The sequence below is a fragment of the Alteriqipengyuania abyssalis genome (assembly GCF_019857185.1).
GTDB classification, from domain to species: domain Bacteria; phylum Pseudomonadota; class Alphaproteobacteria; order Sphingomonadales; family Sphingomonadaceae; genus Alteriqipengyuania; species Alteriqipengyuania abyssalis.
Map to the genome: position 1 here is coordinate 775,508 of NZ_JAHWXP010000001.1, position 24,795 is coordinate 800,302.

Genomic DNA, 24,795 nt, shown 5'->3' on the forward strand with positions numbered 1-24,795 from the left:
CGTCTGTCCCCTTCCCCCGGCCTAGCCCGCCGCCGCCTGGATGCCCGCGACGATCGAGGCGGCACCGAACAGAATGAACACGCCGATGATCACGGTCGCGCCGAAGCGCCAGTTCATCCGGCCGGTCAGCATCATGAAACCGACCGCAGCCACCGCCATCACCGCGACCGCCGTGGCGACCGAGCCGAGCAGCGTGCCCTGCAGCCACGCCAGCGCGTTGACGATCGGCCCCGCGCCCTGCGGGTCGTTCGCCTGGACCTGCGCGAGTGCCGCGCTGGGAGAAACCAGCGCCAGAAGCGTCGCAAATCGGGAAAGCGGGTTCATCTTCATACCTTTAGTCGTTCCGTGAATGATTAGAGAGGCGACCCATGATCGCCGCCACGTAAGCTTGCGTCTCGCGGATGCGCGGCACGCCATTGGCGCGGATCACCCGTCCGGGCCCCGCGTTGTAGGCGGCCAGCGCCTTCTCCAGGTCGCCGTCGAACCGGTCGAGCTGTTCGCGCAGGTAGCGCGCCCCGCCCTCCAGATTGGCGAAGGGATCGTCCGGGTTCACGCCCAGATCGCGCGCGGTGCCGGGCATCAGCTGGGCCAGGCCGCGCGCGCCCACCGGGGAGCGGGCATCGGCGCGCCAGCGGCTTTCCTGCCACACCAGCGCCTCGATCAGGCTGGGGCTGAGATCGAACCGCGCGGCAAGCTCTGCCACCTTGGCCTTGTAGGTATCGGGAACCGCGCGTGCGGTTACTCGGGGGTCGGACGTGACATGCGCAGGCACGTCTTCCAGCACCGCTTCGCCATCGAGCGCGGCGAGCTGGGCCGGCGTCATCGACAGGTCGCCCGCGGGCATGCCTGCCTGCTGGCCCGCGATCCAACGCGCGCCATTCTCTCCGATTTCCATTACATCGGCCCGCGCCGGGGCCGAAAGCAGGGTAAGGGAGGCGAGAATCGCCAACCGACCCGTTGTCCCGAGAATCATCGAGCCCTCCGTCCAACCGCCTTGCGCATCATACATGACAGCGCAGTGACATATAGCTGAACGGTTCCAGCCCGTAATCCCGATTTCGCAACGGCTTGTCGCCGCAAATCGCGCCCGCCCGGGTCGGGAAGGCACGAATTGCGGCGACGAAAAGCACATGCGCGGGCCATCCCTGGGACGGCCGCGCGCACGCAAGATTTTTGGTCCGTTGTTAGCGGGTGGCGACCTTGTCGCGCTGCTGGGCGAACTCGCCCCGGTCGAGCATACGGAGCCCGTCACGCGCCAGATCCGCCGGATAGACGTAGCGTCCGTCGGTGGTTTCCAGCGTATAGTCGATCCGCATGCTGCGGACCTTTTCGAACGCGCGGCGGGCAGCTTCGGTCTCGCCCTGCTCGGCCAGCTTCACACCCAGGTTGAGAAGCGCAGCAGGGTCTTCCTGCGATTCGATCAGCGCGATCGGCGTCGGCGCGAGCGGCTCGGCGGCAGGCGCTCCCTGAACCATCATGGCACCCACGATCAGACTTTGGACAATCATGTTTCGCTCTCCTGTTTTCTGGAGACTTTTATGAACTTCCTGACCCGGAAGTGCAACAAAACTGAAACATTGTCATCTTTCCGTCACGCCGCCGGAGACGAAATCGGCGGTCTTCCGATGCTTTCACCCAAGATTCGGAAAATGACGCGTTGTCACAAATAGTGCTTTCGCCAAGAAAACGCGCCGGTCAGCTATCCGCCGGGCGCTTCATCTGAAGCCCGCTACGCTTGCAGCTGGCAACCAGATCGCCATGCTGGTTGAACGCGCGGTGCTCGAACGTCACGATCCCGGCATTGGGGCGCGACTTGCTTTCGCGCAGGGAGACGATCTCGGTCTCGATCCGGATCGTGTCGCCGTGGAACAGCGGCTTGGGGAAGCGGACCTCGTCCCACCCCAAATTCGCCACAGCCGTACCCAGCGTCGTGTCGTTGACCGAAATGCCGACCATCACCGAGAGCGTGAAGCACGAGTTGACGATCCGGGTGCCGAACTCGGTGCCCTTCATGTATTCCTCGTCGAGGTGCAGCTGCGCCGGATTGTGCGTCATGCAGGTGAACATGACGTTGTCCGTTTCGGTCACCGTGCGGCGGATCGGGTGATCGATCACCTGCCCCACTTCCATATCGTCGAACCAGATCCCGGCCATGTGCATCTCTCCTTTGCTTGAATGCGTTTGTGGCGGGCGTAGCTGCGGCTCTCCGGCCCGCAAACCATTTTCCTACTCGAACCGATCTGGTTACGTGATGCAGCTCCAACAATCCGGAGTCGTCCCATGCCCCTCATCGAAAGCCTGATCGGACCCGTCGCCTCGATCATCGACAAGATCATCCCGGACAAGGAAGCGCGCGCCAAGGCCAAGCTCGAACTGCTCGCGCTGGAAGGATCACAGGAACTCAAGGCGATAGAGGCGCGCATGTCCGCAATCGTGGCCGAGGCGCAGTCGGCGGACCCGTGGACCAGCCGCGCGCGCCCCAGCTTCCTCTACGTGATGTACGCGATGATCCTGTTCGCGCTGCCGATGGGCATCCTCTCCGCCTTCGATCCGCGCATGGCGGTAAACATCGGCAACGGCATCACCGCCTATCTGCGCGGCCTTCCCGAAGAACTCTACGCGCTCTTCGGCACCGGCTACCTCGGCTACACCGCCGCGCGCCAGTGGGGTAAGGTCAAGGGCGTGGAGCGGTAGGGATGTCGCCGCGCTTTTCGCGTCACACCTCACAATTAATATTGTTCGCAATATAATTTCCCACTACCCATCTCTTCATCAAACCAAAGGATCTGATGATGAGCACTCTCTACAAGACACGCGTCAATGCCTACGGTGGGCGCAGCGGCACGATCAAAAGCGAGGACGGCATCCTCGATATGGCGCTCGCCCTGCCCAAGGAACTGGGCGGCAAGGGCCGCGCAACCAATCCGGAGCAGCTGTTCGCGGCAGGTTATGCCGCCTGCTTCGAGAATGCCGTGATCCACGTAACCCGTGCACAGGCCCACAAGGTGCGCGACGAGGATATCGAGGTTTCTTGCGAAGTTGGGCTGGTGCCGAACGGCGAAGACGGCTTTAAGCTGGTCGTGGCGCTCGATGCCGAGATTGCCGGTGTCGAACAGTCCAAGGCCGAGGAAATCGTGAAAGCTGCCCACGCCGTGTGCCCCTACTCCAACGCGATCCGCGGCAATGTCGACGTCACTCTGACCGTCTTCGCGCAGTGAGCGATCCGGTGGCAACATCACGCGAACGGGATGATCCCCTGCTGCTCGATCGGCAGATCTGCTTTCCCCTGTATGCTGCCACCAACCTGCTGAACCGGCGGTACGGGCCAGTTCTCCGACCGCTCGGACTCACTTATCCCCAGTATCTTGTCATGCTGGTGCTATGGGAAGAGGAGCCCCAGACCGTCGGCAGCCTTGGTGCGCGCCTCTATCTCGACAGCGGGACATTGACGCCCCTGCTCAAGCGGATGGAAGCGGCCGGCCACATCACACGGTCGCGCGATCCGGATGACGAACGGCGCGTGGTCGTAGGGCTTACCGAAAAGGGCAGAGCCTTGCGCGAGCAGGCCCTGCACGTGCCCGAGACCATCGCCAGCGGACGAACTCCCGAGGGAATCGAGGAACTCGGCAACAGCGTGCGAAAGCTCGTCGCCCTGCTAGCGGATCAGAATTCGAAAGCCTGACCCCCTTACGAGCTTAGCTCCCCGCTATCCGAGCTCGACGCGGCGTGATCAGCGGTCTGGAGCGGCGGCAGGCCCTTTTCACCACCGCTCCGATACAACTGGCTAAAGCTTGACCGCTGCGTTGCCGCCATCCGCCCATAGAGCCGAACCCGTCACGAAACTGGCCATGTCGCTGGCGAGGAACAGCGCCGCCTGCGCAATTTCGCAAGGGTCTGCGATTCGCTTCATGGCGTGCAGGCTGGCGGCCCACTCGCGCTGATCCGCATCGCCGGCCATTTCGGTGGCGGTCCCGCCGGGCAGCAGCGCATTGGCGCGAATCCCCTGCGCGGCATAATCCGCCGTGATCGCCCGGACGAGCCCCATCAGCCCCGCCTTCGCAGCGGCATAGGGTCCCATTCCAGGCAGCCCCACACTAGTCCCGACGAAGCTGCCGGTGAACACCAGCGCTCCGCCGCCCCCGGCAAGCATCGCCGGAATCTGGCTCCGCGCTCCCAGAAAAGCGGCTGTCAGGTTCGCGTCGACAACCTGCGTCCACGTCTCGATGCTCGTGTCGGCCAGCGGGCCCATTTCGCCCACCAGGCCAGCATTGTTGAACGCGACATCCAGTCTGCCGAAGGTATCGAGCGCGGTGGCGACGGCATCCCGATGCGTATTCTCCTGCGTAACATCGCCGACCACGACCCTCACCTGGCCGCCATCCCGTTCAATTTCGGCTGCGACCTCTTCGAGACGGTCCGCCCGCCTTGCGACGAGGACGAGCGAGGCCCCATGCTCTGCGAACAGGCCGGCAGCGGCTCTGCCTATGCCAGCACTAGCTCCGGTGATGATTGCCGCTTTGCCGTCGAGTAATTTCATGATGTGCGCTCCTATTGCGCGGCAACGCGATAGGGGTGGGTGCCGCGCCGATGCGTCCCGGAACATGCGTTCAAACGGGGCTCGCTCGAATTCGCCTAGGGACAGGCGTCGCGCCGCGCTTCCTTGACGTCTCGCCAGACGCTACGCGCAGCGGATGAGCACCACTATCTTCATCTTCAACGGCCCCAATCTCAACCTGCTCGGCACGCGCGAGCCGGAGATCTACGGCACCACCACGCTGGCCGAGATCGACGCGGCGTGCGTCGCCAAGGCGCGCGAGCACGGCCTTTCTGTCGATTTTCGCCAGAGCAACCACGAAGGCGTGCTGGTCGACTGGATACACCAGGCGCACAAGGCGAAGGCGCGCGCGATCATCATCAACGCGGCGGCCTATACCCACACCTCCATCGCGCTGCTCGATGCGGCGAAGGCGGTCACCCCGCCGGTGATCGAGGTGCACCTGTCGGACCCGCACACGCGCGAGGAATTCCGCCACAAATCCTATATCGGCGAGGCTGCCGTCGCCTGCTTCAAGGGAAAGGGGCTGCAGTCCTATCTCGACGCAATCGACGCGGTTGCCGCCCTCTAAACCTTGCATGAACGCGGGCAGCAGCGCATACGCCCCTCTTCCCCCATTCACCGATCAAGGTTGTCCATGGCAGAACATAGCCGCAATTCCGGTCGCAAATCGAAAATGAACGTCGACATCGAGCTCCTTCGCGAGCTGGCAGAACTCCTTTCCGATACCGGCCTGTCCGAGATCGAGGTGGAGGATGGCGATCGCAAGCTGCGCGTCGCGCGCGAGCTGCACGCCGCATCCTACACCGCCGCTCCGGCCCCACAGGCCGCACCCACCGCGGCTCCGGTTGCGCAGCCGCAGGCCGCGCCCGCCGCAGCCGATAGCGGGTCGGATCTTTCCAACGCAGTCCCCTCGCCCATGGTCGGCACGGTCTACCTCGCGCCCGAACCCGGCGCGGCGGACTTCATTTCGGTCGGGGCGCAGGTCAAGGAAGGCCAGACCATCCTGATCGTCGAGGCGATGAAGGTGATGAACCCGATCACCGCCCCGCGCAGCGGCACGGTGAAGGCGATCCTGGTCGACAACGCCCAGCCGGTCGAGTTCGACCAGCCGCTCGTCGTCATCGACTGAGGACGCTACCAATGGGCATTACCCGCATCCTGATCGCCAATCGCGGCGAAATCGCCTTGCGCATCCATCGCGCGGCGCACGAAATGGGGATCGAAACGGTCGCGGTGCACTCCACCGCCGATGCCGACGCGATGCACGTGCGGCTCGCGGACCATGCGGTGTGCATCGGCCCGCCGAGCGCGACCGACAGCTATCTCAACATTGCCAACATCATCTCGGCAGCCGAGATCAGCCAGGCGGACGCGATCCATCCCGGCTATGGCTTCCTGTCCGAAAACGCCAAGTTCGCCGAGATCGTCGAGGCGCACGACATCAAGTGGATCGGCCCCAAGCCGGAACATATCCGCACGATGGGCGACAAGGTCACCGCCAAGAAAACCGCCGGCGACCTGGGCCTGCCGCTGGTCCCGGGCAGCCCGGGTGCGGTCGAAAGCGTCGAGGAAGCAAAGCGGATCGCTGCCGAAATCGGCTATCCCGTGCTAGTCAAGGCGGCGAGCGGCGGCGGCGGTCGCGGCATGAAGGTCGTGCCCGAGGAAAGCCAGCTCGAAAGCCTGATGAGCCAGGCCAAGTCCGAAGCAAAATCCGCCTTCGGTGACGACACCGTCTATCTCGAGAAATATCTCGGCAATCCGCGCCACATCGAATTCCAGGTGTTCGGCGACGGCAACGGCAATGCGATCCATCTGGGCGAGCGCGACTGTTCGCTCCAGCGGCGCCACCAGAAGGTGCTGGAGGAAGCGCCTTCCCCCGTGCTCACCTCTGCCGAGCGTGACCGGATGGGCAAGGTATGCGCGGATGCGATGGCGCAGATGGGCTATCGCGGTGCAGGCACGATCGAATTCTTGTGGGAAAACGGCGAGTTCTTCTTCATCGAGATGAACACCCGCCTGCAGGTCGAACATCCCGTGACCGAAGCGATCACCGGGGTCGATCTGGTGCGCGAACAGATCCGCGTCGCCGAAGGCCGGCCGCTGTCGGTCGCGCAGGACGAGATCGCGTTCAAGGGCCACGCCATCGAATGCCGGATCAACGCCGAAGACCCGTTCACCTTCGCCCCCTCGCCCGGCAAGGTCAGCTATTACCACTCGGCCGGCGGCATGCATGTGCGCGTCGATAGCGGGCTCTACGCCGGCTATTCGATCCCGCCCTACTACGATTCGATGATCGCCAAGCTGATCGTCTATGGCCGCACGCGCGAGGGCTGCATCATGCGGCTGAAGCGCGCGCTGGAGGAAATGGTCATCGAGGGCCCGAAGACCAACATCCCGCTGCACCAGGCGCTGCTGAAAGAGGCCGACATCCTCAACGGCGACTATTCGATCAAGTGGCTGGAAGAGTGGCTCGCGCAGCGCGAGAGCGAAAGCTAACGGCACTTGTAACTTACGCTTCGCCCCGCGCGACCCTATCCGCTGTCTTCACCGACAAGACGATCGCGGAAATAGGCGTGCGGGGCGGCTGATCCTCGCCCGCAGGAGGACCAGCCCATGCGTAAATTGATCTGCACCATTGCCGCAATTTCCCTGTGCGCCGGAACCGCGGCGTTCGCTTCCCAAAGCGAGACCCGACCCGGCGAAGCCGGAGCCGCGCTGGCCGAAGGGGAAAACAAGATGGCCTCCGAAGGGGATATACTAGAGGATCGCAGCTACGATCTGGCGAAGGACTGGGGCAAGCCGACCGCCGAGGGCAAGACCGGCGAGATTTTCAGCCAGATGCGCGTCAACCACGCATTCGGCCGCCATCTCAGCACCGGCGGTTTCCGGCAGGACGTCCTTTTCGGCTTGGACAGCAAGGCCAACCTCAAGGTTGCGATCCTCGATGCCGGGATCGGCGATAGCTGCGAAAATCTGGCAGAAGACACTTTCGCAGTGACCCTCGCTTCTAGAGCGGGAAGCCTGACATTGGACAGCGCCACCACGCGCAAGTTCACCGCAGGGGAGAAGAGCGGGTGTTTCGTCCAGATCGTTGGCAACTGGAGCGCGTTGCGCGATTTCCTGAACCAGTCGGGTGACCTGCCCGTCCTGGTCAGGCTCAATGTCAGTGGCAAGGATTACCCGGTTTTCGCCAGTTTCCCCGGCACGAAGAAGCTGTTCTGGCAACCCGCCAGCCTGATGAAGCTACGGCAGAACTTCGCGGTGACGGGCGGCTGACTTCAGGCGGACGGCTTGTCGGCATGCCATCCGCGAATCATGAACGCCTGGAAGAACGGCACCGGCACCGCAAAGCCTGCCTCGCGCCATAGCGCCTCGGTTTCCGCCGGGCCCATCACGCCCAGCACGTTGCGCAAGGTCTCGCCCAGCGAGGCGAGCGATTCCTCGTTCGCGCCCATCAGCGCCTGAACCTGCTTCCAGTCCTCGACCATCCCGGGAAATTGCGGCGCGTCGAGGTCGCTGCTGATCTCTGCGCTGAGAAAGCGTCCGCCCGGCGCGAGCCGATCGTAAATTGCGCGGTAGAACGCGGGGCGATCCGCGCGCTGCACGAAATGGGCGACGAACAGGCTGACCACCGCAGCAAAATCGCGCTCAGCCACATCGTCGACATAGCCGTGCACCAGTTCGCACCGCTCGCCGATGCCTGCCTCGTTCAGGCGATGCCGGGCAATCTCAAGCATTTCCGCCGAAGGGTCGACACCCACGAAGGTCAGGTCCGCACGCGCGCTGGCGAGAGCGAAAATATCCGCCCCCGTCCCTACTCCGACGCATAGCACGCGGGCACTTTCGGGCAGCGATGCAAGCGTCAGCCGCATCAGGAAGTGCAGGCCCTCGGAAATCGGGGCGAGCCGGTTGTTCCGCTCGTCGTAACTATCGGCGACCTTCTGGTCGAAGAAGCCGGAGGTCGAATGCGATGCGTCCCTGCTCATTGATACAATGTATCATTTGAATGACGCACTGTCTCGCCCATTCTTGCAGTTGGAGGGAAATGACGAGAGAACGGGCAACCCCGCCAACGCCCGTCTATTCGAAGGTGAAGCCTGCCGCCTTGGCCTCCGCAATCACCTCCGCGCCCGTCTGGCGCGGGTGATCGCCCTCGATCCGGCACCAGTCGGCGCGCTCGTCGATGAAAATCTCTTTCTCGATTGCGTGGTGCACCGCACCGTCGAACAATCCTGCGGAAAAGCTCCGGTTGCCCGTCGGCAGGAAACGGTACCACAGCCCGCTGCCGCACTGCTTGCAAAAGGCGCGGCTGGCCCACTCGCTGGAGCGGTATTCGGTGACGAACTCCTCACCCGTTACCGTCGCCGCGGAGCCCCTTTGTGCGGCATAGAATGCACCGCCCCAGCGGCGGCACATGTCGCACTGGCAGATTTCCACCTCGTGCGATGGCCCGGCCAGCACGATGGTCACCTCGCCGCACAGGCAATGGCCGGAAAGCGGTTCGGAAGAAGTCACTCCCGCCCCCGCTTACCTGAGCGGAACGCCCGGGGTATATTTGCTGGTGCGGATCGTCAGAGAGGTCTTCACGCTCGCCACGTTGGGCGCAGGGGTCAGCTTGCTGGTCAGGAATTCCTGGAAGCTCTGCAGATCCCGGCTCACGATCTTGAGAACGAAATCGATCTCGCCGTTGAGCATGTGGACCTCGCGCACTTCGGGCAGATCCTGCATCGCCGCCTCGAACTCGCGCAGCGAATCCTCCGCCTGGCTCTTCAGGCTGACCATTGCGAACACCACGATCGCAAAGCCCAGCTTCGAGGGTTCCAGATCGGCGTGGTAGCCGCGGATCACACCCATATCTTCCAGCGCACGCACACGGCGCAGGCACGGCGGCGCGGTCAGCCCGACGCGGCGCGCCAGTTCGACGTTCGTTATCCGCCCTTCGGCCTGCAATTCCTGCAGCAGCTGCCGGTCGATCTCATCAAGATTGGCCACAGGCCCCCCTTCCGCAACAATCCATCATCCCTACCGCTGTCCGAACCAATCCTGGAAGGATCACCTTTGTTAATAATTCGGGCGGCTAACATTATTGTTCATGACAGCGAATGTCCCGCTTTGCAACGTGGGGACTGACTGTCATTCCTGCGCCGTGTTAAAGGGTTATGCACCATACACGTCGCGCCGCCCGGGCCGGCGGACAATATCGTATTTCTCCGGAGCCCGCGCCTCTTCCCGATCATGCAGTTCGACGATCGCCTAGCCACTGTTCTGCGCCAGAAGGCGAGCGCCAGCGCGGGTGCGCGCACGCAATATCGCCAGTTGCTGGACCTGCTCGGCCGTCCGCGCGAAGGGCGCGATCCGAGCCTGCTTGCCGCTGCGCGCCTGCGGCTCGAATCGCTCGCCGAAACCATCTCCGTGCGCGAGCGGGCGGAGATCATCCGCGAACAGGGCCGACGGCTCAGCGATCCGGAGCTGGTCGCACATTTCGCGGAAGGCGAGCCCGACGTCGCCTGCGCCACCTTGTCCACCGCACGGCTCACGGAAGAGCAGTGGCTCGAGCTGATTCCCGAGCTACCGGTGCGCGCGCGCGGATTCATGCGTCTGCGCCGCGATCTGCCCGGAAAGGTGGAGGACCTGCTCGAAAGGCTCGGCGTGCGCGACCGCGCGCTGCCGCTGCCGGACGCAGAAGAGCCGCTGGTGGAAGACGCGCCGACTGACGAAGCGCCGGTGGCTGAAGAACCGGAGCCCGAACCGGAGGACGACGACATCGTCGATGGCGAATTCACCGAGGTCGACGAGACCGCCGAGGCCGAGGCCGCGCATGCGGCCGCCGCCACAACCGCCAGCGACAGCGACAGCGAAATGGCTGCGGCGATCGGCGCGCTCGCGGCGGGTATCGCCGGCGCGCAGGCTGCCGCCCGGCCCGAATCGCCTCCTCCTGCCGATCGCGAGCCCGCGCCGGAGCCCCAACCTCAGCCGCAACCGCAGGCGCAACCTGACGCGCAGGGTGAAATCGCCGCGCTGCGCCACCGGATCGAAGCCTTTCAGCGCGCCAAGGAAGAGAAGAACGCCGGGCGCGAACCGAGCAACAACGATGATCGCCACGCTGCCGCTCCGGCAGAGCCCGACCGCACCGCCCCCACCCTGCCCTTCACCGAAGCGAGCATCCGGCCGGAAGAGCTGACCGGCTTCGGCTTCGCGACCGACACCACCGGGACGATCGACTGGGCCGACAGCTTCGCCGCCTCGCGCGTGATGTATCTGGCGCTCCCCTCGATCCTGCCCGAGGAATTCGCCGAGGCGGTCGCGCTGCAGCAGCCGCTGCGCGCCGTGCAGGTAAAGCTCGAAGGTGGCCCGGCAATCGAAGGCGACTGGATTCTCGATGCCCACCCGCGCTTTTCCAGCCCCGATGGGCGCTTCCTCGGCTTTGCGGGCGGGATGCGCCGTGCGCTGGAGGCGGAGGAGCCTGGCAACCACAGCGATCGCCTGCGCCAGCTGCTGCACGAGCTGCGCACGCCGGTGAACGCGATCCAGGGCTTTGCCGAGGTCATCCAGCAGCAGGTGGTCGGCCCCGTCCCGCACGATTATCGCGCACTTGCCGCAGGGATTGCGGGCGACAGCGCGCGCATGCTCGCCGGGTTCGACGATCTGGAACGCCTCAGCCGTCTGGAGAGTGGCCAGTTGCGCCCGGCCGGCGGCGATGCGGATATTGCCGCGATCTTCCGCCAGCATGTCGCGCAACTGATCCCGATGCTGCAGCCCCGCAGTGCGAGCTTCGTCGCCACGCTGGGCGGGGTGTGCAAGGTCGATCTGGCCCGCGCGGACGCAGAGCTGCTCAGCTGGCGCATCCTCGCCACGCTAGGCTCGGCTGCCGCGCCGAGCGAGAAGCTCGCGCTGACGCTGGAAACCCACGCGGCGACGGCGCAACTCATCGCCGACCTGCCCGCATCGCTGAATGGCAGCGACGATATCTTCGCCGCGCGCGGCAAGCCGCTGTCGGTCGCGATCAGCGCCGGGCCGTTCGGCCCCGGCTTCGCGCTCCGCCTCGCACGGGCCGAAGCACATGCGATCGGCGGCAACCTACGGCGCGAGAACCGGCAGTTGATACTCACGCTGCCCGCTTTGACCGCAAGCGAACCCGCCGCTACTCAGCGTGGCGGAGTGCCCGAACACGCGGTTTGAACTGCGGGCGTGGCGCCCGACCTGACGGGGGCCAAAACCTATGCTGAGATTGCCGACGGCGGACCAGGCGGCGCAGTTCGCGCCCGGCTTCGCGCCCGTTTCGCTGCTGACCGTCGATACCGAAGAAGGCTTCGACTGGGACAAGCCCTTCACCCGCGACCAGCACGATCTCGACCACGTCGAGCAGATCCCCCGGTTCCAGTCCTTCTGTGAAGAGCTGGGCGTCTCGCCGCTCTATCTGGTCGACTGGCCGATCGTGCAGTCGGCCCGCGCGCGCGAGATCATCGGCGATGCGGTGCGGCGCGGCAAGGCCGAGGTCGGCGTGCAGCTGCACCCCTGGGTCAATCCGCCCTTCGATGAAGAAGTGAATACTTTCAACAGCTTCGCGGGCAATCTTCCGGCAGAGTTGGAGCGCGAGAAATTCACCCGCCTGCGCGATGCAATCGAGGAAGGCTTCGGCACCGCGCCGATCTCCTACCGTGCGGGCCGCTATGGGCTGGGCCCTTCGACCAAGGCGATCCTGCACGACACGGGCATTCGCGTGGACACATCGGTGCGCGCGCTGTTCGACTATTCGGAGCAGGACGGCCCCAATTACGAGGATTTCCCCAACCACCCATACTGGGTTTCGCGCGAGCCTGAGCTGCTCGAACTGCCGGTCACCAGCGTCTATCGCGGCGCGCTGAGACGATCGGGCGCGGCGCTGTTCCCCAAGCTTACCCGCATCCCGCGCGGTGCCGGGATCGCTTCGCGCACCGGCCTGCTCGAACGGGTACGATTGACGCCGGAGGGCACGCCGCTGGGCGCTGCGAAGAAAGCGGTCGATGCCGCACTCGATGCGGGGCTTCCGGTGCTGGTGCTGTCGTTCCACAGCCCCTCGCTCGCGCCCGGGAACACGCCCTACACGCATAGCGATGCGGATGTGGACCGGCTGTACGACTGGCTGAGCGGGGTTTACGCGCACATGGCGGCGCACAAGGTCGCGCCGAGCACGGTTGCCGACATCTGGGCAGCCGCCGACCACGATTGAGAGCCACTGCCCGCTTGCAGGCTCGCGCAATCGCGGCTAGCGCCCGGCCTTGCGATGGCATCGCGATCCGGGGGCCTGTAGCTCAGTTGGTTAGAGCTGGCCGCTCATAACGGCTAGGTCGCGGGTTCGAGTCCTGCCGGGCCCACCGGAAGCGACCGCCATAAGATATCCCGTGTCGGGGAGTAGCGCAGCCTGGTAGCGCATCTGCTTTGGGAGCAGAGGGTCGCAGGTTCGAATCCTGTCTCCCCGACCATTTTCGCCATCGCCCGAAAGAGGGCGGATGCCCGGCGTCTGGTCAGCCCCCCTGGGTAACGGCGACCACGAGCAGCACCACAACCAGCAGCAGCAGACCGATGACCATTGCCTTGCCCAGCATCTTGCGGTCGCGCCGGCGCTTGAAATAGGCCTGCCGACCTTCTTCGGTGTTGGGAATTCTGGTGGCCAAGGGGCACTCCTCATAACTTCGTCGGGCAAACCTTACTTTTCAGGGATTTGACAAGTCAAGTTACAGAGGCGGTTAAGCTGTCAATTGCCTATCCAATCCAGACTCGATTGCCTGAGGGCGGTTGCTCGTGATGCCGGATTGCACGGTGACGAATCGCCGCCCGCGCAGAACGCGGACCAGCCTCGATCGCAGGCGGATCGGGGACGAGCCCTGTGGCCCGCCCCCTCCACTTCTTACTCCGCCGGCTTGAACGGTTCGCGGGTGTTGGCGAGGATGCCCGCCACCTGCGTATAGACTGCGACGTTCTGGCGCAGCTGCGCCGGGTCGATCTTGTCCAGCGTGTCGTTGTTGGTGTGGTGCAGGTCGAAATAGCGGCTGCCATCCTGCTGCAGATCGATCAGCGCGCCGCCCTGGTCGCGCACGATGTTGATGTCCGCACCGCCGGTGGCGATTTCGCGCGAGGGCGCCACGCCAAAGCGGGCGACGGCACGTGCCAGCTTGCCGTAGAGATCGGGGTTGGAGGCGGTGAAGTTGCTGTCGATCCGCCAGATTCGGTCCGCCCCGAAATCGCTTTCGATACCGACCGCGATCGGTTCGTCGATATGCGCCTCGGAATAGGCGGTGCTGCCGAACAGGCCGACTTCCTCTGCCCCGGCGAACAGCACGCGGATGGTCCGCAGCGGCTGGCCCGCCTTGGCGACGTTGAGCGCGGCGGCCGCCACGATCCCGCAGCCGGCGCCATCGTCGAACGCGCCGGTGCCGTTCCACCAGCTGTCGAGGTGACAGGCGAGCAGCACGGGCGGCAGCGAGGGATCGCGACCGACGATCTCGCCGACCACGTTGCCGCTGGTCGTCTCTCCAATGACGCGCGGCGTCAGCACCAGCTTCATGGTGATCGGCTTGCCATCCGCGCGCGCGAACATCCGCTCCAGATTGTCGGCGTCCGGGTTGGACAGCGCGCCTGCCGGGGTCGGCTTCACACCGTCGGGGAAGCTGGTGCCGCCGGTATGCGGCGTCCGCTCGGTCTCGGTGCCGATGGAGCGGATCACGGTGGCGACGGCGCCCTTGCTCGCGGCCAGCCCTGCGCCGGTCCAGCGAACCGGGCCGGCAAAGCCGTAGCCCGAGCCGTCCTGAGTCGGGCGCATGTCGTGGCTGATGAAGGCGATCTTGCCGGTCAGCGAACCTTCGGGCGCGGCGGCGAGATCGGCGTAGCTGGGGAAGTAGACCACTTCGGCCTCGATTCCCGCTTCGCCCGTGCTGGCGCTGTTGCCCAGCGGCACGATCATCAGGTCCTGCGCATAGGGCGCGGTGACGCGTGCGGTCGCGTTGCTGCCGGGCACCCAGGTCTGCATCTGATAGGGTTCGTCAGCGACATTGCGGAAGCCATTGGCGCGCAGCCATGTCACCGCCCAGTCGCGCCCGCGCTGTTCCGCCTCGGTGCCCGCCTGACGGGGGCCGACCTCGGTGGTGATCCCTTCGACGAAGTCCCATGCGGCGGTGTCGCTTGCCAGCGCCTCATCGGCCACTGCGGAGAGCCGGTCGGGCGCCTCCTGCGCAAGAGCGGGAGAAGCCGAGAACGGGGCGGCGAGCGAAAGCGCAGCGAGCGCGACGAGCGATGTTTTCATGGCCCGCAGCGCTAAGCCACTCGCCGCGATCTGCCAAGCCTGTCGACAGTCGGAGGTGTTTTTGGGGAAGCCCGCTTGACGCGCCCCGCAAGCAGGCTTTAAACGCTATTGCGAAGCACTCGCAATGATAGACAGGGCTCAACCGATGACTTTGCACACGCTGCTCGCCACCCCCAATCTCGACGACATCGCGGCGATCCATGCCCGGCTGGTGTGCGCGATGCGCTACGTCCACCTCGCCCGGTGCGAGGGCAAATATAGCTGCCGCACGCTCGCCGCGCAGATCGGTACGCCGGACGCGGTGCGCCCGTTTCATGTCTTCATGGACGAGGCAGGCCGGGCATGGCCCGAACCGATCGCGCTCAACCGACCGTGCCAGATGGCGCTGAGCTATGACGAGATGCTGCTGGTCGACCTGTGCACCGCCGCCGCGCGCAACGAACGCGGGGTCTTCGACGAGCTGGTCGAGGACATGATCGGCCGCGCGGGTCGCAATTCGATCTGGACCGCCGCGCGCCGGTTGATGAGCACCGTGGTCGTAATCGTGCGCTAGGCACGAAGGCCGGTCACCAGAAGCGGCTGCCGGGAACGCCCTTGAACGGGCCGACCACCCGCGACGTGATCCACCCGCCATAGAATTCGCCCGGCTGCGGGGTCACGACCTCCCCATCCACCGTGATCCGGTCGAAGGGTGCGGGGTAGAACGCGACGTGATCGGTCAGGATGCGAAAACCGGGCGTGGGGTCGGCATAGCTCCAGCCGACCTTCGCCAGCCGGTCGCCCCCGGCGATGATATCCCAGTAGCGCGCCTGCCCCTTCCACTCGCATAGCGAGCGGCCCGGCGCGGGCTCCAGCACGCCATTGGCGATGTCTTGCGGGGGAATGTAATATTGCGGCGGATGACTGGTTTCGAGCACGCGGATCGCCGCCCGCGTCTCAGCGATCCGGACACCGCGATGCTCGATCACAATATGCACGTCGGTCGGTTCGGCAATCGCGGGGCGCGGATAGTCCCACACGCTTTCCTGCCCCGGGCCGGGCGGGATCGGATCGGGCCGTTTCATGCGGCGCACCTGCCGGTCATTCGAAGACCACCTTGGTGCCCTTCTCGATCGCCTTGGCGAGCGCGGCGGCATTCCAGTTGGTCAGCCGCACGCAGCCATGGCTTTTGCCCTTGGCGATGAAGTCCGGGTCCGGCGTGCCGTGGATGCCGTAGCCATCCTTGGTCAGGTCGATCCATGTCCCGCCGACCGGGTTGTTCGGGCCCGGGGGGAGGATGAAGGTACCGTCCGGCCCCCACTCCTGCTTGTCGCCATCGAAGGTGTAGTTGGGTTCGGGCGCGACGGTGTTGACCGCCATCGACCCGCTCGGGCTCGGGAATTCGACGCTGCCGATGCTGGCGGGGAAGCTTCCGACGATCTCGCCCGCGTCGTCGAACGCGACCAGCCTGCCCTCGTCCTTGCGCACTTCGAGCTTGGCAATATCCGCAGGCACCTTCTCGTTGCCGTGGCTCACGATCACCAGCTTGGTGCCCGCCTTGCCGAAATCGGCATCGGGGTTGAGCGCCTGCAGGAACTCCGCGTCCATGTGGAACCGCTCGGCCAGCATCTCCAGCGGGGTTTCGTAGCCCAGCGCATCCATCTTAGCCATGTCGGCGAAGTCTTCGGGCAGTTTCTCGAACGGCCCCTTCGCGTCCTTCTCGGTCACGGTGTAGGTGCGGAAGACATCGCCGCTCGTCTCTTCAAACAACGCCTGGAGTAGCTTGCCATCGACACCGCCATCGGCAGACATCCCGTGCGCCTCGCGGAAATAGCGGATCGCGCTGTCGGTATTGCTGCCGCCGAAGCCGTCGATCACACCGGGCGCGTGGGCCGTGTGGTCCAGCATCACCTGCACCGCGATCATCTCCGGAGTGCGGTCGCCGAGCATCTCCTGCGTCACGCCGTCGGGCAGTGTGAGCGAAAGCTTGCCATCGCTCACGCTCGCTTCCGGCTCGGCAGCCGTGCGCGGATCGTCGTAGCCGCCGGTCGCGGCAGGCGTCTCAGCCTTGCGCTCGACCGGCGCCTGTTCGTCCTTGTCGGTGTCGGTTCCCTGCAGGCCGCAGCCTGCCAGCGCGGTGAGGGAAAGGGCGAGGCAAAGCGGGCTGAAGATCCTGTTCATGCCACCCGAACGGCGGCAGCGCGCAAGCCGTTCCCCAACTAGCCTGCGATGCGCCGGGCAAGCGCCAGACCGGAGAGAAACGCGTTCTCGACCCGCGGGCCCGACAGCCAGTCTCCGCACACGCCGATGCGCAGCCCAGCGTCCCACAGCGCGCCCGCATCGTTCTTCTCGCACTTGGCGTAGCGCCAGAGGTGCGCGCTGCTGAACAGGACCGGCGGCAGATCGCCGACCGCGCGGGCGAAATGGGCGAGCAGTTCCTCGCCGACATTCTCCGCCTCCCGCTCCAGCTGGGCGCGCGACCAGCGGGGATTGGCCTGGATCACCCAGCATTCCCGATCCGCATCGCGCCCCGGCTTGGCCGAGTTGCGTGCCGCCCAGCCGATCGCGCCTTCATCGGCCAGAGTGTCGGGCGCATCGACCCCGCTCTCAAACGCGACCATTGCGGTCCAGCACGGTTCGCTTTTCACATCGCGCGCATCCTCGGCGAAATCGGGTGCGTGGACGGCTAGCAGCGGTGCCGCCTGTTCGGCGGGGACCGCGATCACCACCGCGTCGAACCGGTCGTCGGGCGCGCCCTCGCCCTCCAGTCGCCAGCCACCGCGTTCGGGCACCAGCCCCGCGATCCGCGTGCCGAAGCGCACTTCCAGAGCCTCCGCCATCGCCCGGATCGGCGCGTTCATCCCCGGCGTGCCGACCCATGCGCCGTCCTTCGCGGCGGGCCACGGGGCGACGATGCCGTCGGTCTCCCACGCGCGCACCTGCGTCTGGAACGCCATTTCGCGCGCGGTGAAATATTGCGCGCCGTGATCGAAGCGGAAGGTCGCCCCGTTATGCTCGACCCGGCGAGTCGCCATGCGCCCGCCGGGCCCGCGCCCCTTGTCGAACACCGCGACATTGTGGCCCGCCTCGACCAGGCGAGAGGCGCATGTAAGCCCGGCCATTCCGGCCCCGATAACTGCAACGTGCATAGAACATCCTGTCGTGTGGGTGCGCGGGCGGGCGGACGCTTGCCCCCTCGCCGCTTCGCGCCTATCTCACCGCCCAATTCCCGAACCCGACAGATTGATCCGAAGGACCCACGATGGCCGCGCAATACGCCTACGTCATGAAGAACATGACCAAGACCTTCACCGGCGCCCCCAAGCCGGTGCTGAACAACATCAACCTGCAGTTCTACCAGGGCGCGAAGATCGGCATCGTCGGGCCCAACGGCGCGGGCAAGTCGACCCTCATGAAGATCATGGCCGGGATCGACACCGAATTTTCGGGCGAAGCATGGCCGGGCGAGAACATCACCGTCGGCTACCTGCCGCAGGAGCCGGAGCTCGACCCCAACAAGACCGTGCTCGAAAACGTCAAGGACGGCGCGCGCGAGACCGCCGACATGGTCGAACGCTTCAACCAGATCGGGATCGAGATGGGCGAGGAAGACGCCGATTTCGACGCGCTGAGCGAAGAAATGGCGCAGCTGCAGGACAAGATCGACGCGGTCGATGGCTGGACGCTCGACAACCAGCTCGAAATCGCAATGGAAGCGCTGCGCTGCCCGCCCTCCGATGCGTCTGTCGAGAACCTGTCGGGCGGTGAGAAGCGCCGCGTCGCGCTGACCCGCCTGCTGATCCAGAAGCCGGGCATCCTGCTGCTGGACGAACCGACCAACCACCTCGACGCAGAGTCGGTCAACTGGCTCGAAAACCACCTCGCCGAATATGCCGGTGCGGTGCTGATGATCACCCACGATCGCTACTTCCTCGATAACGTCGTGGGCTGGATCCTCGAGCTCGACCGCGGATCCTACTACCCCTACGAAGGCAACTACTCGACCTACCTCGACAAGAAGGCCAAGCGCCTTGCTCAGGAAGAGCGCGAGGATTCGGGTCGCCAGCGCGCGCTGTCCGAAGAACTCGAGTGGATCCGGCAGACCCCCAAGGGCCGCCAGACCAAGTCCAAGGCGCGCCTGCGCAAGTTCGAGCAGCTGCAGGACGCGCAGAGCGACCGCAAGCCGGGTAAGGCGCAGATCGTGATCCAGGTGCCCGAACGTCTCGGCAGCCAGGTGATCGAGGCGCACAACATCTCGAAGTCGTTCGGCGACAAGCTGCTGTTCGAAGACCTGAGCTTCACCCTGCCCCCGGGCGGCATCGTCGGCATCATCGGGCCCAACGGCGCGGGCAAGTCAACTTTGTTCAAGATCATCACCGGTCAGGAACAGCCCGACAGCGGCACGATCAAGATCGGCGACACCGTGCACCTTGGTTACGTGGACCAAAGCCGCGACGACCTGAACCCGAAGAACAACGTGTGGGAGGAAATCTCCGACGGGCTCGATTACATGAAGGTCAACGGCCACGACATGAGCACGCGTGCTTACGTGGGCGCGTTCAACTTCAAGGGGCAGGACCAGCAGAAGAACGTCGGGAAGCTCTCCGGCGGTGAACGCAACCGCGTGCACATGGCCAAGATGCTCAAGGAAGGCGGCAACGTGCTGCTGCTGGACGAGCCGACCAACGACCTCGACGTGGAAACCCTGCGCGCGCTGGAAGACGCGATCGAGAACTTCGCCGGCTGCGCCGTGGTCATCTCGCACGACCGCTTCTTTCTGGATCGCCTCGCGACGCACATTTTGGCGTTCGAGGGCAACAGCCACGTGGAGTGGTTCGAGGGCAACTTCGAGGCTTACGAAGAGGACAAGCGGCGGCGTCTTGGCGATGCGGCGGATCGGCCTACGCGGTTGGCGTATAAGAAGCTGACAAGGTGATGAAAGTCGAGGTTTTCGCGGGAGAACATGGCGATACACTGCTCTTTGCAGGCGATTTCCCCGCGATGCCTCGGATTGGTGAAACAATCTCGAGGGACGCTGGTGGCTATTTCGAGTATTATGACGTGACTGACGTTTGGTATCGTCAAGACGGCGAATCTGGTCGGTTCAACGCTTGCGTTTCTGTGAAACTGAACGACTAGCTTGCAGGAGAGTGACGTCCAAAGAAGCCTGATCCCGGCTCGGGGGCAGGGATAACGTTGGTGGGGGTGTAGCGCCTATCCATCCCCGTCGGCCCGTGCTTGACACGGGCCAAGGCTTCTTCTGGCTTGGCGGGGAAATGGCGAGCCTTGGGCCGTGTCGAGCACGGCCCGACGATGTTGCTAGGGGTGTGCCTTATCCCCGCCGAACCATACGCCCCACAGGTCTTGCCACTCGGGGTTCTCCGCCTCGATCAGCGCGAATTTCCATTCGCGACGCCATTTCTTGACCAGTTTCTCGCGGGCGATGGCGGCTTCGATGTCCTCGTGGCGTTCGGCGTAGACCAACAGGGTCTTGCCGTTTTGCGCGACGTGATCCGAGCCCTCGCCATTGCGGTGCTGGTGTACCCGCGCGATCAGGTCTGCGGTCACACCGACATACACCCCGCCGCGATAGCGGTTGGCCATGATGTATACCCAGCCGCCCTTTTCCATGCCTGTGTCATGCCGGAGCGCGTGGCTGAAGAGAAGCCTTGGCCCGGATCAAGTCCGGGCCGACGAGATGGTGAGACCTTGCCCCCGTCCCTCCCCTCCGCTAACCAGCGCCCGTCATCTGGGGAGTAGCCCGCCGTCGCCCACGCGCAGCGGTTCCCTCGCGTCAACATACTCGGCCGAGAGGTCGTGGCGCAGGGGCGCGGAGTGATCCGCACGGGCAAGACCAATGGCACCTGACTTTCGCCTGGCCGGGCGGGAGGTCATGTGCCGTTGCTGTCTTGTTCGCCCGGCCCGGAGATAGTCAAAGTGGACGCCATCCTCACCTCTACCGCCGTGGTCGCGCTGGCCGAGATCGGCGACAAGACCATGCTGCTTGCCATCGTGCTCGCCGCGCGGTTCCGCGCGCCAGTGCCGATCATCCTCGGCATCCTTGTCGCGACGCTCGCCAATCATGGCATCGCCGCCTTCCTCGGGCACGCGATCGCAGGCCTGCTCGACGGGGAGTGGTTCCGCTATGCGGTGGGCATCGGCTTCGTCGCCATGGCGGCGTGGACGCTGGTGCCGGACACATTCGAAGACGACGACCAGCCCAGGGTCGGCCGCTTCGGCGCGTTCCTGACCACGGCAATCGCCTTCTTCCTCGTCGAGATCGGCGACAAGACGCAGATCGCCACCATCGCGCTCGGCGCGCAGTTCGGCAATGTGCTGCTGGTCACCATCGGCACCACGGCTGGCATGATGCTGGCGAACGTGCCCGCAGTGTGGTTCGGCAACGCGATTATCGAGCGCGTCTCGCTCAAGGCCGTGCGGATCATCGCCGCGCTGCTGTTCCTCGTCATCGGGCTGTGGGTGATCGCTCAGGCCGCCGGGATTCTTGGCGGTTAGGCGGCACGCAGGCTGTCGCCAAGGGAAGGTTAACCCTTTGGGAACAGGCAGTTGCACACACGCGGCAGGCGCAACCACCCTGTTTGCCGACCAAGAAAATGGTGGTCTGCCGCCAGAAATAGCACCCTTCATCTACAATGGACCGGTATTCCCATTTCCATTGCAGAGAAGACCCTCCCGGATGACCCTGAAGCTAAAGCTCTTTGCCTGCCTCGCGATCTTGAGCGCCGCCCTGTTGGCGCTCGCGGGGGCCTTCTATAACACCGCGCAAGATAACGAGGCGGCCTTTGAGACTATTCTGGTCGACCGGGTGGAGCCGCTCGCCGATCTCAAGACGGTCGCCGATACCTACGCGGTGCTGATCGTCGACAATGCGCACAAGGCGCTCAACGGCAATATCGGCTACGCCGAGGCCGAGCAGAACGTGCGCGAGGGGGAGGCCGCAATCAAGAAGGCCTGGGCATCCTATCGCGCGACCAGCATCGACGGTGAAGAGGAAGTGCTCTCGAAAAGGGCCGAAGCGCAGATGGCGGTCGCCGACGCGGCTGTCGAGCGGCTGGAAGCGCTGCTGAAAGCCCGCAACCCGGACGCGCTCAGGAACTTTGTCGAAAACGAACTCTACCAGACCATCGATCCGGTGTCCGAGACGATCGCAGCGCTGACCACGATGCAGATCGAGATCGCCAGCGATGTCACCGGGCAGGCCCTGAGCGAAACCAACGTAGCGCTGACCATTGCACTGGTCCTCGCCATTCTGGCGGTCGCGGCGATCGCGATCTCGATCTTCATCGTCACCCGCAAGGTCGTCCACCCGATCACCAATCTGTCGAGCGTGGTCCACGATCTCGCGAAATCGGGCGACGGGCAACTGCCGCATCTCGACCAGAAGGACGAGATCGGCGACATGGCCCGCGCGATCGACGCCTTCCTGAATGCCGTGCTCGAGAAGGACCGGGCGGCGGCGGCGGCGATCGCCCGCGAACAGAAGATGGTCACCGATACGCTGGCCGAAGGTCTCTCCGCACTCGCGGCGGGCGATCTGACCGCCGAGGTGACCGCGACCTATCCGCCGGCCTATGCCAGCCTGAAGACGAACTATAACGAAGCGGTCAAATCGCTGCGTGAACTGATCGAACGCGTCACCAAGGGGACCGATTCGATCCGCCTGAGCTCCAGCGAAATTGCGCAGAGCTCCGAATCGCTGGCACGGCGTACGGAGGCGAATGCCGCCAGCCTGGAAGAAACCTCCGCCGCGCTCGCCCAGATGAACGACCGGATCTCGCGCGGGGCCGCCGCGGCCAAGGATACCGCCCACAGCGCCAACGAAGCCAACGGCATCGTCCACGACGGCCGCGCGCTGGCCGAGGAAGCGATGCAGGCGATGGGCCGGGTGCAGGAAAGTGCCGAGGGGATCGACACCGTCATCGAAGGTCTCGACAAGATCGCTTTCCAGACCCGCGTTCTGGCCATGAACGCCGCCGTCGAAGCGGGCCGTGCGGGCGAAGCGGGCCGCGGCTTCGCAGTGGTCGCCGATCTCGTCTCCGCGCTCGCCATGCGTGCCGAGGAAGAGGCCGGGTCCGCGCGCGAACAGCTGACCACCACGCAGGAAGAGGTCGGCAACGCGGTGGGCCGCGTCCAGCGCGTCGATGCGGCACTGGAACAGATTTCGACCAGCGTCGGCAATGTGAACCAGTTGCTCGATACTATGGCGGCGGACAATCAGGCGCAGGCTTCGGCCATTTCGGAGATCGTCACCGCGGTCAACGATATGGACACCTCGACCCAGCAGAACGCGGCGATGGTGGAGGAAACCTCCGCCGCCTCGCGCCAGCTCGCATCCGAAGTGACGGCGCTGGCCGAAGAAGCTGGCCATTTCCGCACCCAGGCCGGCACGGCGAAGCCGATGTCCTTCGCGCCCGCATCAACAACCGCGATGGTGCATTAAGCCGGGGCAAGATAGCGCGCGCGGACCCAGCCGGGGGGACACCGGGTCCGCGCGCGGCCGACCGCTAGCCCTGCTTTGCCAGCGGCGGCACGCTCCAGCTGTCGTCGATCACCGGCTCTTCGGGCCGGTAGGTGCGGAAGATCGCCTCGAACGACCCTTCGGGTGTCGGCACCCAGACCACGTCCTCCTCCTCCGGGCGCTCGCGCGAGAGGTGGAGGACGATCGATCCGTCGGGGCGTTTCACCAGATCGGACGAGCCCGAATTGATCGAATGCCGGTCGATCGGTACCTTGAAGAAGAACAGCCGCCCGTCGGCATCGGGCTGGTACACGCTGAGCGACCAGAACGCCTTCACCGGTACGCCTTCGGGCGGGATCACCATCTGGTAGGAGGACGTGCCGCTCAACGCGTCGCCCGCCGCGTCGGTCTCGGTCCGGAAATAGCGCGCGTCCTTCGTCTTGAGCGCACCGAAGCCGATCAGCGCGATGGCGGCGCGGACCAGATCGTTGTTGCCGTAATCGCCCAGGATCAGCGGCGGCGCGTTCCAGCCCGGCTTGTCCTGCGAGCGTGAGAGCCCCTTGCGCAGCATGTCCAGCGAACGGGGCAGCCACGCATCCCACGCGGCGCGCGAGCGCAGCGAGAGGCCGTCCCACACGTTCAGCTGGCCCGGCACGATGCCCTTGTCCGCGAACTTCGCGGCGCGCGCGACCTGCGGGTGGCTCGGCGAACGGCCGAGCACTTCGTTGGTCAGCGCGAGGAAGCTGTGCGGTTCCATTTCAGACGGCGCGAGCGTGGTGAAGAGCAGCGGCTTCGACTTCGTATCGACAGGCTCCACCACGATCCCGCTCTGGACCGCGCGTGCGGCCTCGAGATCGTCGACCCCGGCCACGAAGGTGCGCGCGAGCAGCCAGACATCGTTCGACAGCATGCGGATGACGTCGGGGCCATCCTTCACCGGGCTGTCGGGCCCGACGATCAGATAGGTCCCGCCCTTCCCGCCCTTCTCGGCATGGCCGACCATCGTCTGGTCGGTGAACATGTCCATCAGCGCGACCGACAGATAGCGGTCGCCCGAGTTGGGCAGCGTCAGGCGCACCGCAGTCCTGGAAAGCTCCAGAACCGCCGAGGTGTAGAGCGTGTCGTTGTTTGGCGCGGTGACCGAGCGGATGCGCTCGTCGGCCAGATCGCGCACGTGGATGTGCCGGTTGATGAGCACGCTGGTATCACCCGCCCGCTTGGCCGCATCGGCCAGCGCCTCTTCGGACACCAGCGTATCGCCGACGTCGATCTGGCCCGACAGCGCCTGCATCGAACGCGCAAACTCATAGGGCCCGAAGGCATAGAAGAACGCGTCGATCACCGTCCCGTCGAGCGCGCCGGTCAGCTGGTCCTCGCGCGAGTTCGGGTCCGGCTGGATCGACGCACAGCCGGGCAATGCGATGAGCGATGCTGCAGACAGATTGAAAAGCGCAGCGCGGCGGGTGATACCATGACACATGAGAATGATCCTTTCGCCCG

General features: G+C 65.1%; 28 protein-coding genes and 2 tRNA genes. 15 read left to right on the plus strand and 15 right to left on the minus strand.

The features are described 5' to 3' along the window. Positions 1-21 precede the first annotated feature (21 nt). The 4 genes from KYN89_RS03820 to KYN89_RS03835 all read right to left on the minus strand — a co-directional run bounded on the left by KYN89_RS03820 (position 22) and on the right by KYN89_RS03835 (position 2,154). On the minus strand, positions 22-330 hold the full coding sequence (locus KYN89_RS03820) for a TrbC/VirB2 family protein (RefSeq protein WP_010238211.1): 309 nt from the start codon (positions 328-330) through the stop codon (positions 22-24). A 4-nt stretch (positions 331-334) separates the two neighbouring features. Beyond that, positions 335-973, minus strand: coding sequence for a lytic transglycosylase domain-containing protein (locus KYN89_RS03825; RefSeq protein ID WP_248284966.1), 639 nt, complete (start codon positions 971-973; stop codon positions 335-337). Between the two features lie 211 nt (positions 974-1,184). Continuing rightward, on the minus strand, positions 1,185-1,508 hold the full coding sequence (locus KYN89_RS03830; protein WP_222823866.1) for a hypothetical protein: 324 nt from the start codon (positions 1,506-1,508) through the stop codon (positions 1,185-1,187). 187 nt (positions 1,509-1,695) lie between these two features. Beyond that, positions 1,696-2,154 carry a MaoC family dehydratase gene (locus KYN89_RS03835; RefSeq protein ID WP_010238215.1) on the minus strand — a complete coding sequence of 153 codons (459 nt, stop codon included), beginning with the start codon at positions 2,152-2,154 and terminating at the stop codon, positions 1,696-1,698. Positions 2,155-2,280: 126 nt separating this feature from the next. Between KYN89_RS03835 and KYN89_RS03840 the strand changes: the two genes are divergently transcribed. The 3 genes from KYN89_RS03840 to KYN89_RS03850 all read left to right on the plus strand — a co-directional run bounded on the left by KYN89_RS03840 (position 2,281) and on the right by KYN89_RS03850 (position 3,682). Continuing rightward, positions 2,281-2,694: a holin family protein gene (locus KYN89_RS03840; protein WP_222823867.1), complete on the plus strand. Its 414-nt coding sequence runs from the start codon at positions 2,281-2,283 to the stop codon at positions 2,692-2,694. 98 nt (positions 2,695-2,792) lie between these two features. Further along, positions 2,793-3,218: an organic hydroperoxide resistance protein gene (locus KYN89_RS03845; protein ID WP_222823868.1), complete on the plus strand. Its 426-nt coding sequence runs from the start codon at positions 2,793-2,795 to the stop codon at positions 3,216-3,218. After that, the gene (locus KYN89_RS03850; RefSeq protein ID WP_346727186.1) at positions 3,215-3,682 is read left to right on the plus strand and encodes a MarR family winged helix-turn-helix transcriptional regulator; all 468 of its coding nucleotides are present in this window, start codon (positions 3,215-3,217) and stop codon (positions 3,680-3,682) included. The genes KYN89_RS03845 and KYN89_RS03850 overlap by 4 nt, the downstream gene beginning before the upstream one ends. A gap of 102 nt (positions 3,683-3,784) precedes the next feature. Here KYN89_RS03850 and KYN89_RS03855 read toward each other — a convergent pair whose 3' ends face one another. Further along, positions 3,785-4,537, minus strand: a complete 753-nt coding sequence (locus KYN89_RS03855) for an SDR family oxidoreductase (RefSeq protein ID WP_222823869.1) — start codon at positions 4,535-4,537, stop codon at positions 3,785-3,787. 154 nt (positions 4,538-4,691) lie between these two features. Here KYN89_RS03855 and KYN89_RS03860 point away from each other — a divergent pair, with 154 nt between their 5' ends. The 4 genes from KYN89_RS03860 (at position 4,692) to KYN89_RS03875 (ending at position 7,834) form a co-directional block, all read left to right on the plus strand. After that, positions 4,692-5,126, plus strand: a complete 435-nt coding sequence (locus KYN89_RS03860; protein ID WP_222823870.1) for a type II 3-dehydroquinate dehydratase — start codon at positions 4,692-4,694, stop codon at positions 5,124-5,126. A 66-nt stretch (positions 5,127-5,192) separates the two neighbouring features. After that, a complete protein-coding gene (gene accB, locus KYN89_RS03865) occupies positions 5,193-5,687 on the plus strand; it encodes an acetyl-CoA carboxylase biotin carboxyl carrier protein (RefSeq protein ID WP_222823871.1) in 495 nt (164 codons plus the stop codon). 11 nt (positions 5,688-5,698) lie between these two features. After that, a complete protein-coding gene (accC, locus tag KYN89_RS03870; RefSeq protein WP_054524441.1) occupies positions 5,699-7,054 on the plus strand; it encodes an acetyl-CoA carboxylase biotin carboxylase subunit in 1,356 nt (451 codons plus the stop codon). A gap of 117 nt (positions 7,055-7,171) precedes the next feature. Further along, complete coding sequence (locus KYN89_RS03875) at positions 7,172-7,834, plus strand: hypothetical protein (protein ID WP_222823872.1); 663 nt, start codon at positions 7,172-7,174, stop codon at positions 7,832-7,834. 2 nt (positions 7,835-7,836) lie between these two features. Here KYN89_RS03875 and KYN89_RS03880 read toward each other — a convergent pair whose 3' ends face one another. From KYN89_RS03880 to KYN89_RS03890, 3 genes are all read right to left on the minus strand, one after another. Beyond that, positions 7,837-8,544, minus strand: a complete 708-nt coding sequence (locus KYN89_RS03880) for a class I SAM-dependent methyltransferase (protein WP_222823873.1) — start codon at positions 8,542-8,544, stop codon at positions 7,837-7,839. Between the two features lie 94 nt (positions 8,545-8,638). Further along, entirely contained in the window at positions 8,639-9,073 is a 435-nt protein-coding gene (locus KYN89_RS03885) for a GFA family protein (RefSeq protein WP_346727187.1), read from the minus strand. A gap of 12 nt (positions 9,074-9,085) precedes the next feature. Beyond that, the gene (locus tag KYN89_RS03890; protein WP_197636460.1) at positions 9,086-9,550 is read right to left on the minus strand and encodes an Lrp/AsnC ligand binding domain-containing protein; all 465 of its coding nucleotides are present in this window, start codon (positions 9,548-9,550) and stop codon (positions 9,086-9,088) included. Between the two features lie 243 nt (positions 9,551-9,793). Here KYN89_RS03890 and KYN89_RS03895 point away from each other — a divergent pair, with 243 nt between their 5' ends. From KYN89_RS03895 to KYN89_RS03910, 4 genes are all read left to right on the plus strand, one after another. Then, on the plus strand, positions 9,794-11,737 hold the full coding sequence (locus tag KYN89_RS03895; protein ID WP_222823874.1) for a sensor histidine kinase: 1,944 nt from the start codon (positions 9,794-9,796) through the stop codon (positions 11,735-11,737). A 40-nt stretch (positions 11,738-11,777) separates the two neighbouring features. Next, positions 11,778-12,767, plus strand: a complete 990-nt coding sequence (locus KYN89_RS03900) for a polysaccharide deacetylase family protein (RefSeq protein WP_222823875.1) — start codon at positions 11,778-11,780, stop codon at positions 12,765-12,767. Positions 12,768-12,838: 71 nt separating this feature from the next. Beyond that, a tRNA-Ile gene (locus KYN89_RS03905) sits at positions 12,839-12,912 on the plus strand. A gap of 31 nt (positions 12,913-12,943) precedes the next feature. After that, a tRNA-Pro gene (locus tag KYN89_RS03910) sits at positions 12,944-13,020 on the plus strand. 42 nt (positions 13,021-13,062) lie between these two features. On the opposite strand, the gene KYN89_RS03915 is transcribed toward KYN89_RS03910, so the two are convergent. After that, the gene (locus KYN89_RS03915; protein ID WP_222823876.1) at positions 13,063-13,212 is read right to left on the minus strand and encodes a hypothetical protein; all 150 of its coding nucleotides are present in this window, start codon (positions 13,210-13,212) and stop codon (positions 13,063-13,065) included. Positions 13,213-13,445: 233 nt separating this feature from the next. Then, a complete protein-coding gene (locus KYN89_RS03920) occupies positions 13,446-14,837 on the minus strand; it encodes a M20/M25/M40 family metallo-hydrolase (RefSeq protein ID WP_222823877.1) in 1,392 nt (463 codons plus the stop codon). Between the two features lie 145 nt (positions 14,838-14,982). Between KYN89_RS03920 and KYN89_RS03925 the strand changes: the two genes are divergently transcribed. After that, the gene (locus tag KYN89_RS03925) at positions 14,983-15,390 is read left to right on the plus strand and encodes a hypothetical protein (RefSeq protein WP_222823878.1); all 408 of its coding nucleotides are present in this window, start codon (positions 14,983-14,985) and stop codon (positions 15,388-15,390) included. Positions 15,391-15,403: 13 nt separating this feature from the next. On the opposite strand, the gene KYN89_RS03930 is transcribed toward KYN89_RS03925, so the two are convergent. Genes KYN89_RS03930 through KYN89_RS03940 form a run of 3 tightly spaced genes read right to left on the minus strand, consistent with a single transcriptional unit; the run spans position 15,404 to position 17,965 of the window. After that, entirely contained in the window at positions 15,404-15,901 is a 498-nt protein-coding gene (locus KYN89_RS03930; protein WP_222823879.1) for a DUF427 domain-containing protein, read from the minus strand. Positions 15,902-15,917: 16 nt separating this feature from the next. Then, positions 15,918-16,997, minus strand: a complete 1,080-nt coding sequence (locus KYN89_RS03935) for a L,D-transpeptidase family protein (protein WP_222823880.1) — start codon at positions 16,995-16,997, stop codon at positions 15,918-15,920. Between the two features lie 38 nt (positions 16,998-17,035). Continuing rightward, positions 17,036-17,965, minus strand: a complete 930-nt coding sequence (locus KYN89_RS03940) for an NAD(P)/FAD-dependent oxidoreductase (protein ID WP_222823881.1) — start codon at positions 17,963-17,965, stop codon at positions 17,036-17,038. A gap of 113 nt (positions 17,966-18,078) precedes the next feature. Here KYN89_RS03940 and ettA point away from each other — a divergent pair, with 113 nt between their 5' ends. Continuing rightward, on the plus strand, positions 18,079-19,752 hold the full coding sequence (ettA, locus tag KYN89_RS03945; protein WP_222823882.1) for an energy-dependent translational throttle protein EttA: 1,674 nt from the start codon (positions 18,079-18,081) through the stop codon (positions 19,750-19,752). Between the two features lie 383 nt (positions 19,753-20,135). Here the strand turns inward: ettA and KYN89_RS03950 are convergent, their stop codons facing one another. Beyond that, on the minus strand, positions 20,136-20,447 hold the full coding sequence (locus tag KYN89_RS03950; RefSeq protein ID WP_222823883.1) for a GIY-YIG nuclease family protein: 312 nt from the start codon (positions 20,445-20,447) through the stop codon (positions 20,136-20,138). Between the two features lie 306 nt (positions 20,448-20,753). On the opposite strand from KYN89_RS03950, the gene KYN89_RS03955 reads away from it, so the two are divergent. Together KYN89_RS03955 and KYN89_RS03960 are read left to right on the plus strand one after the other, a co-directional pair. After that, positions 20,754-21,332, plus strand: a complete 579-nt coding sequence (locus tag KYN89_RS03955; RefSeq protein ID WP_222823884.1) for a TMEM165/GDT1 family protein — start codon at positions 20,754-20,756, stop codon at positions 21,330-21,332. A gap of 181 nt (positions 21,333-21,513) precedes the next feature. Further along, complete coding sequence (locus KYN89_RS03960; protein WP_222823885.1) at positions 21,514-23,277, plus strand: methyl-accepting chemotaxis protein; 1,764 nt, start codon at positions 21,514-21,516, stop codon at positions 23,275-23,277. 64 nt (positions 23,278-23,341) lie between these two features. Here the strand turns inward: KYN89_RS03960 and KYN89_RS03965 are convergent, their stop codons facing one another. Then, a complete protein-coding gene (locus tag KYN89_RS03965) occupies positions 23,342-24,775 on the minus strand; it encodes a DUF1254 domain-containing protein (RefSeq protein ID WP_222823886.1) in 1,434 nt (477 codons plus the stop codon). Between the last annotated feature and the right edge of the window lie 20 nt (positions 24,776-24,795).

Bases quoted from the DNA above. Each gene is read 5' to 3' on its own strand.
- KYN89_RS03820 (WP_010238211.1), bottom strand. From the start codon at position 330: ATGAAGATGAACCCGCTTTCCCGATTTGCGACGCTTCTGGCGCTGGTT.
- KYN89_RS03825 (WP_248284966.1), bottom strand. From the start codon at position 973: ATGATTCTCGGGACAACGGGTCGGTTGGCGATTCTCGCCTCCCTTACC.
- KYN89_RS03830 (WP_222823866.1), bottom strand. From the start codon at position 1,508: ATGATTGTCCAAAGTCTGATCGTGGGTGCCATGATGGTTCAGGGAGCG.
- KYN89_RS03835 (WP_010238215.1), bottom strand. From the start codon at position 2,154: ATGGCCGGGATCTGGTTCGACGATATGGAAGTGGGGCAGGTGATCGAT.
- KYN89_RS03840 (WP_222823867.1), top strand. From the start codon at position 2,281: ATGCCCCTCATCGAAAGCCTGATCGGACCCGTCGCCTCGATCATCGAC.
- KYN89_RS03845 (WP_222823868.1), top strand. From the start codon at position 2,793: ATGAGCACTCTCTACAAGACACGCGTCAATGCCTACGGTGGGCGCAGC.
- KYN89_RS03855 (WP_222823869.1), bottom strand. From the start codon at position 4,537: ATGAAATTACTCGACGGCAAAGCGGCAATCATCACCGGAGCTAGTGCT.
- KYN89_RS03860 (WP_222823870.1), top strand. From the start codon at position 4,692: ATGAGCACCACTATCTTCATCTTCAACGGCCCCAATCTCAACCTGCTC.
- accB (WP_222823871.1), top strand. From the start codon at position 5,193: ATGGCAGAACATAGCCGCAATTCCGGTCGCAAATCGAAAATGAACGTC.
- accC (WP_054524441.1), top strand. From the start codon at position 5,699: ATGGGCATTACCCGCATCCTGATCGCCAATCGCGGCGAAATCGCCTTG.
- KYN89_RS03875 (WP_222823872.1), top strand. From the start codon at position 7,172: ATGCGTAAATTGATCTGCACCATTGCCGCAATTTCCCTGTGCGCCGGA.
- KYN89_RS03880 (WP_222823873.1), bottom strand. From the start codon at position 8,544: ATGAGCAGGGACGCATCGCATTCGACCTCCGGCTTCTTCGACCAGAAG.
- KYN89_RS03895 (WP_222823874.1), top strand. From the start codon at position 9,794: ATGCAGTTCGACGATCGCCTAGCCACTGTTCTGCGCCAGAAGGCGAGC.
- KYN89_RS03900 (WP_222823875.1), top strand. From the start codon at position 11,778: ATGCTGAGATTGCCGACGGCGGACCAGGCGGCGCAGTTCGCGCCCGGC.
- KYN89_RS03920 (WP_222823877.1), bottom strand. From the start codon at position 14,837: ATGAAAACATCGCTCGTCGCGCTCGCTGCGCTTTCGCTCGCCGCCCCG.
- KYN89_RS03925 (WP_222823878.1), top strand. From the start codon at position 14,983: ATGACTTTGCACACGCTGCTCGCCACCCCCAATCTCGACGACATCGCG.
- KYN89_RS03930 (WP_222823879.1), bottom strand. From the start codon at position 15,901: ATGAAACGGCCCGATCCGATCCCGCCCGGCCCGGGGCAGGAAAGCGTG.
- KYN89_RS03935 (WP_222823880.1), bottom strand. From the start codon at position 16,997: ATGAACAGGATCTTCAGCCCGCTTTGCCTCGCCCTTTCCCTCACCGCG.
- KYN89_RS03940 (WP_222823881.1), bottom strand. From the start codon at position 17,965: ATGCACGTTGCAGTTATCGGGGCCGGAATGGCCGGGCTTACATGCGCC.
- ettA (WP_222823882.1), top strand. From the start codon at position 18,079: ATGGCCGCGCAATACGCCTACGTCATGAAGAACATGACCAAGACCTTC.
- KYN89_RS03950 (WP_222823883.1), bottom strand. From the start codon at position 20,447: ATGGAAAAGGGCGGCTGGGTATACATCATGGCCAACCGCTATCGCGGC.
- KYN89_RS03960 (WP_222823885.1), top strand. From the start codon at position 21,514: ATGACCCTGAAGCTAAAGCTCTTTGCCTGCCTCGCGATCTTGAGCGCC.
- KYN89_RS03965 (WP_222823886.1), bottom strand. From the start codon at position 24,775: ATGTGTCATGGTATCACCCGCCGCGCTGCGCTTTTCAATCTGTCTGCA.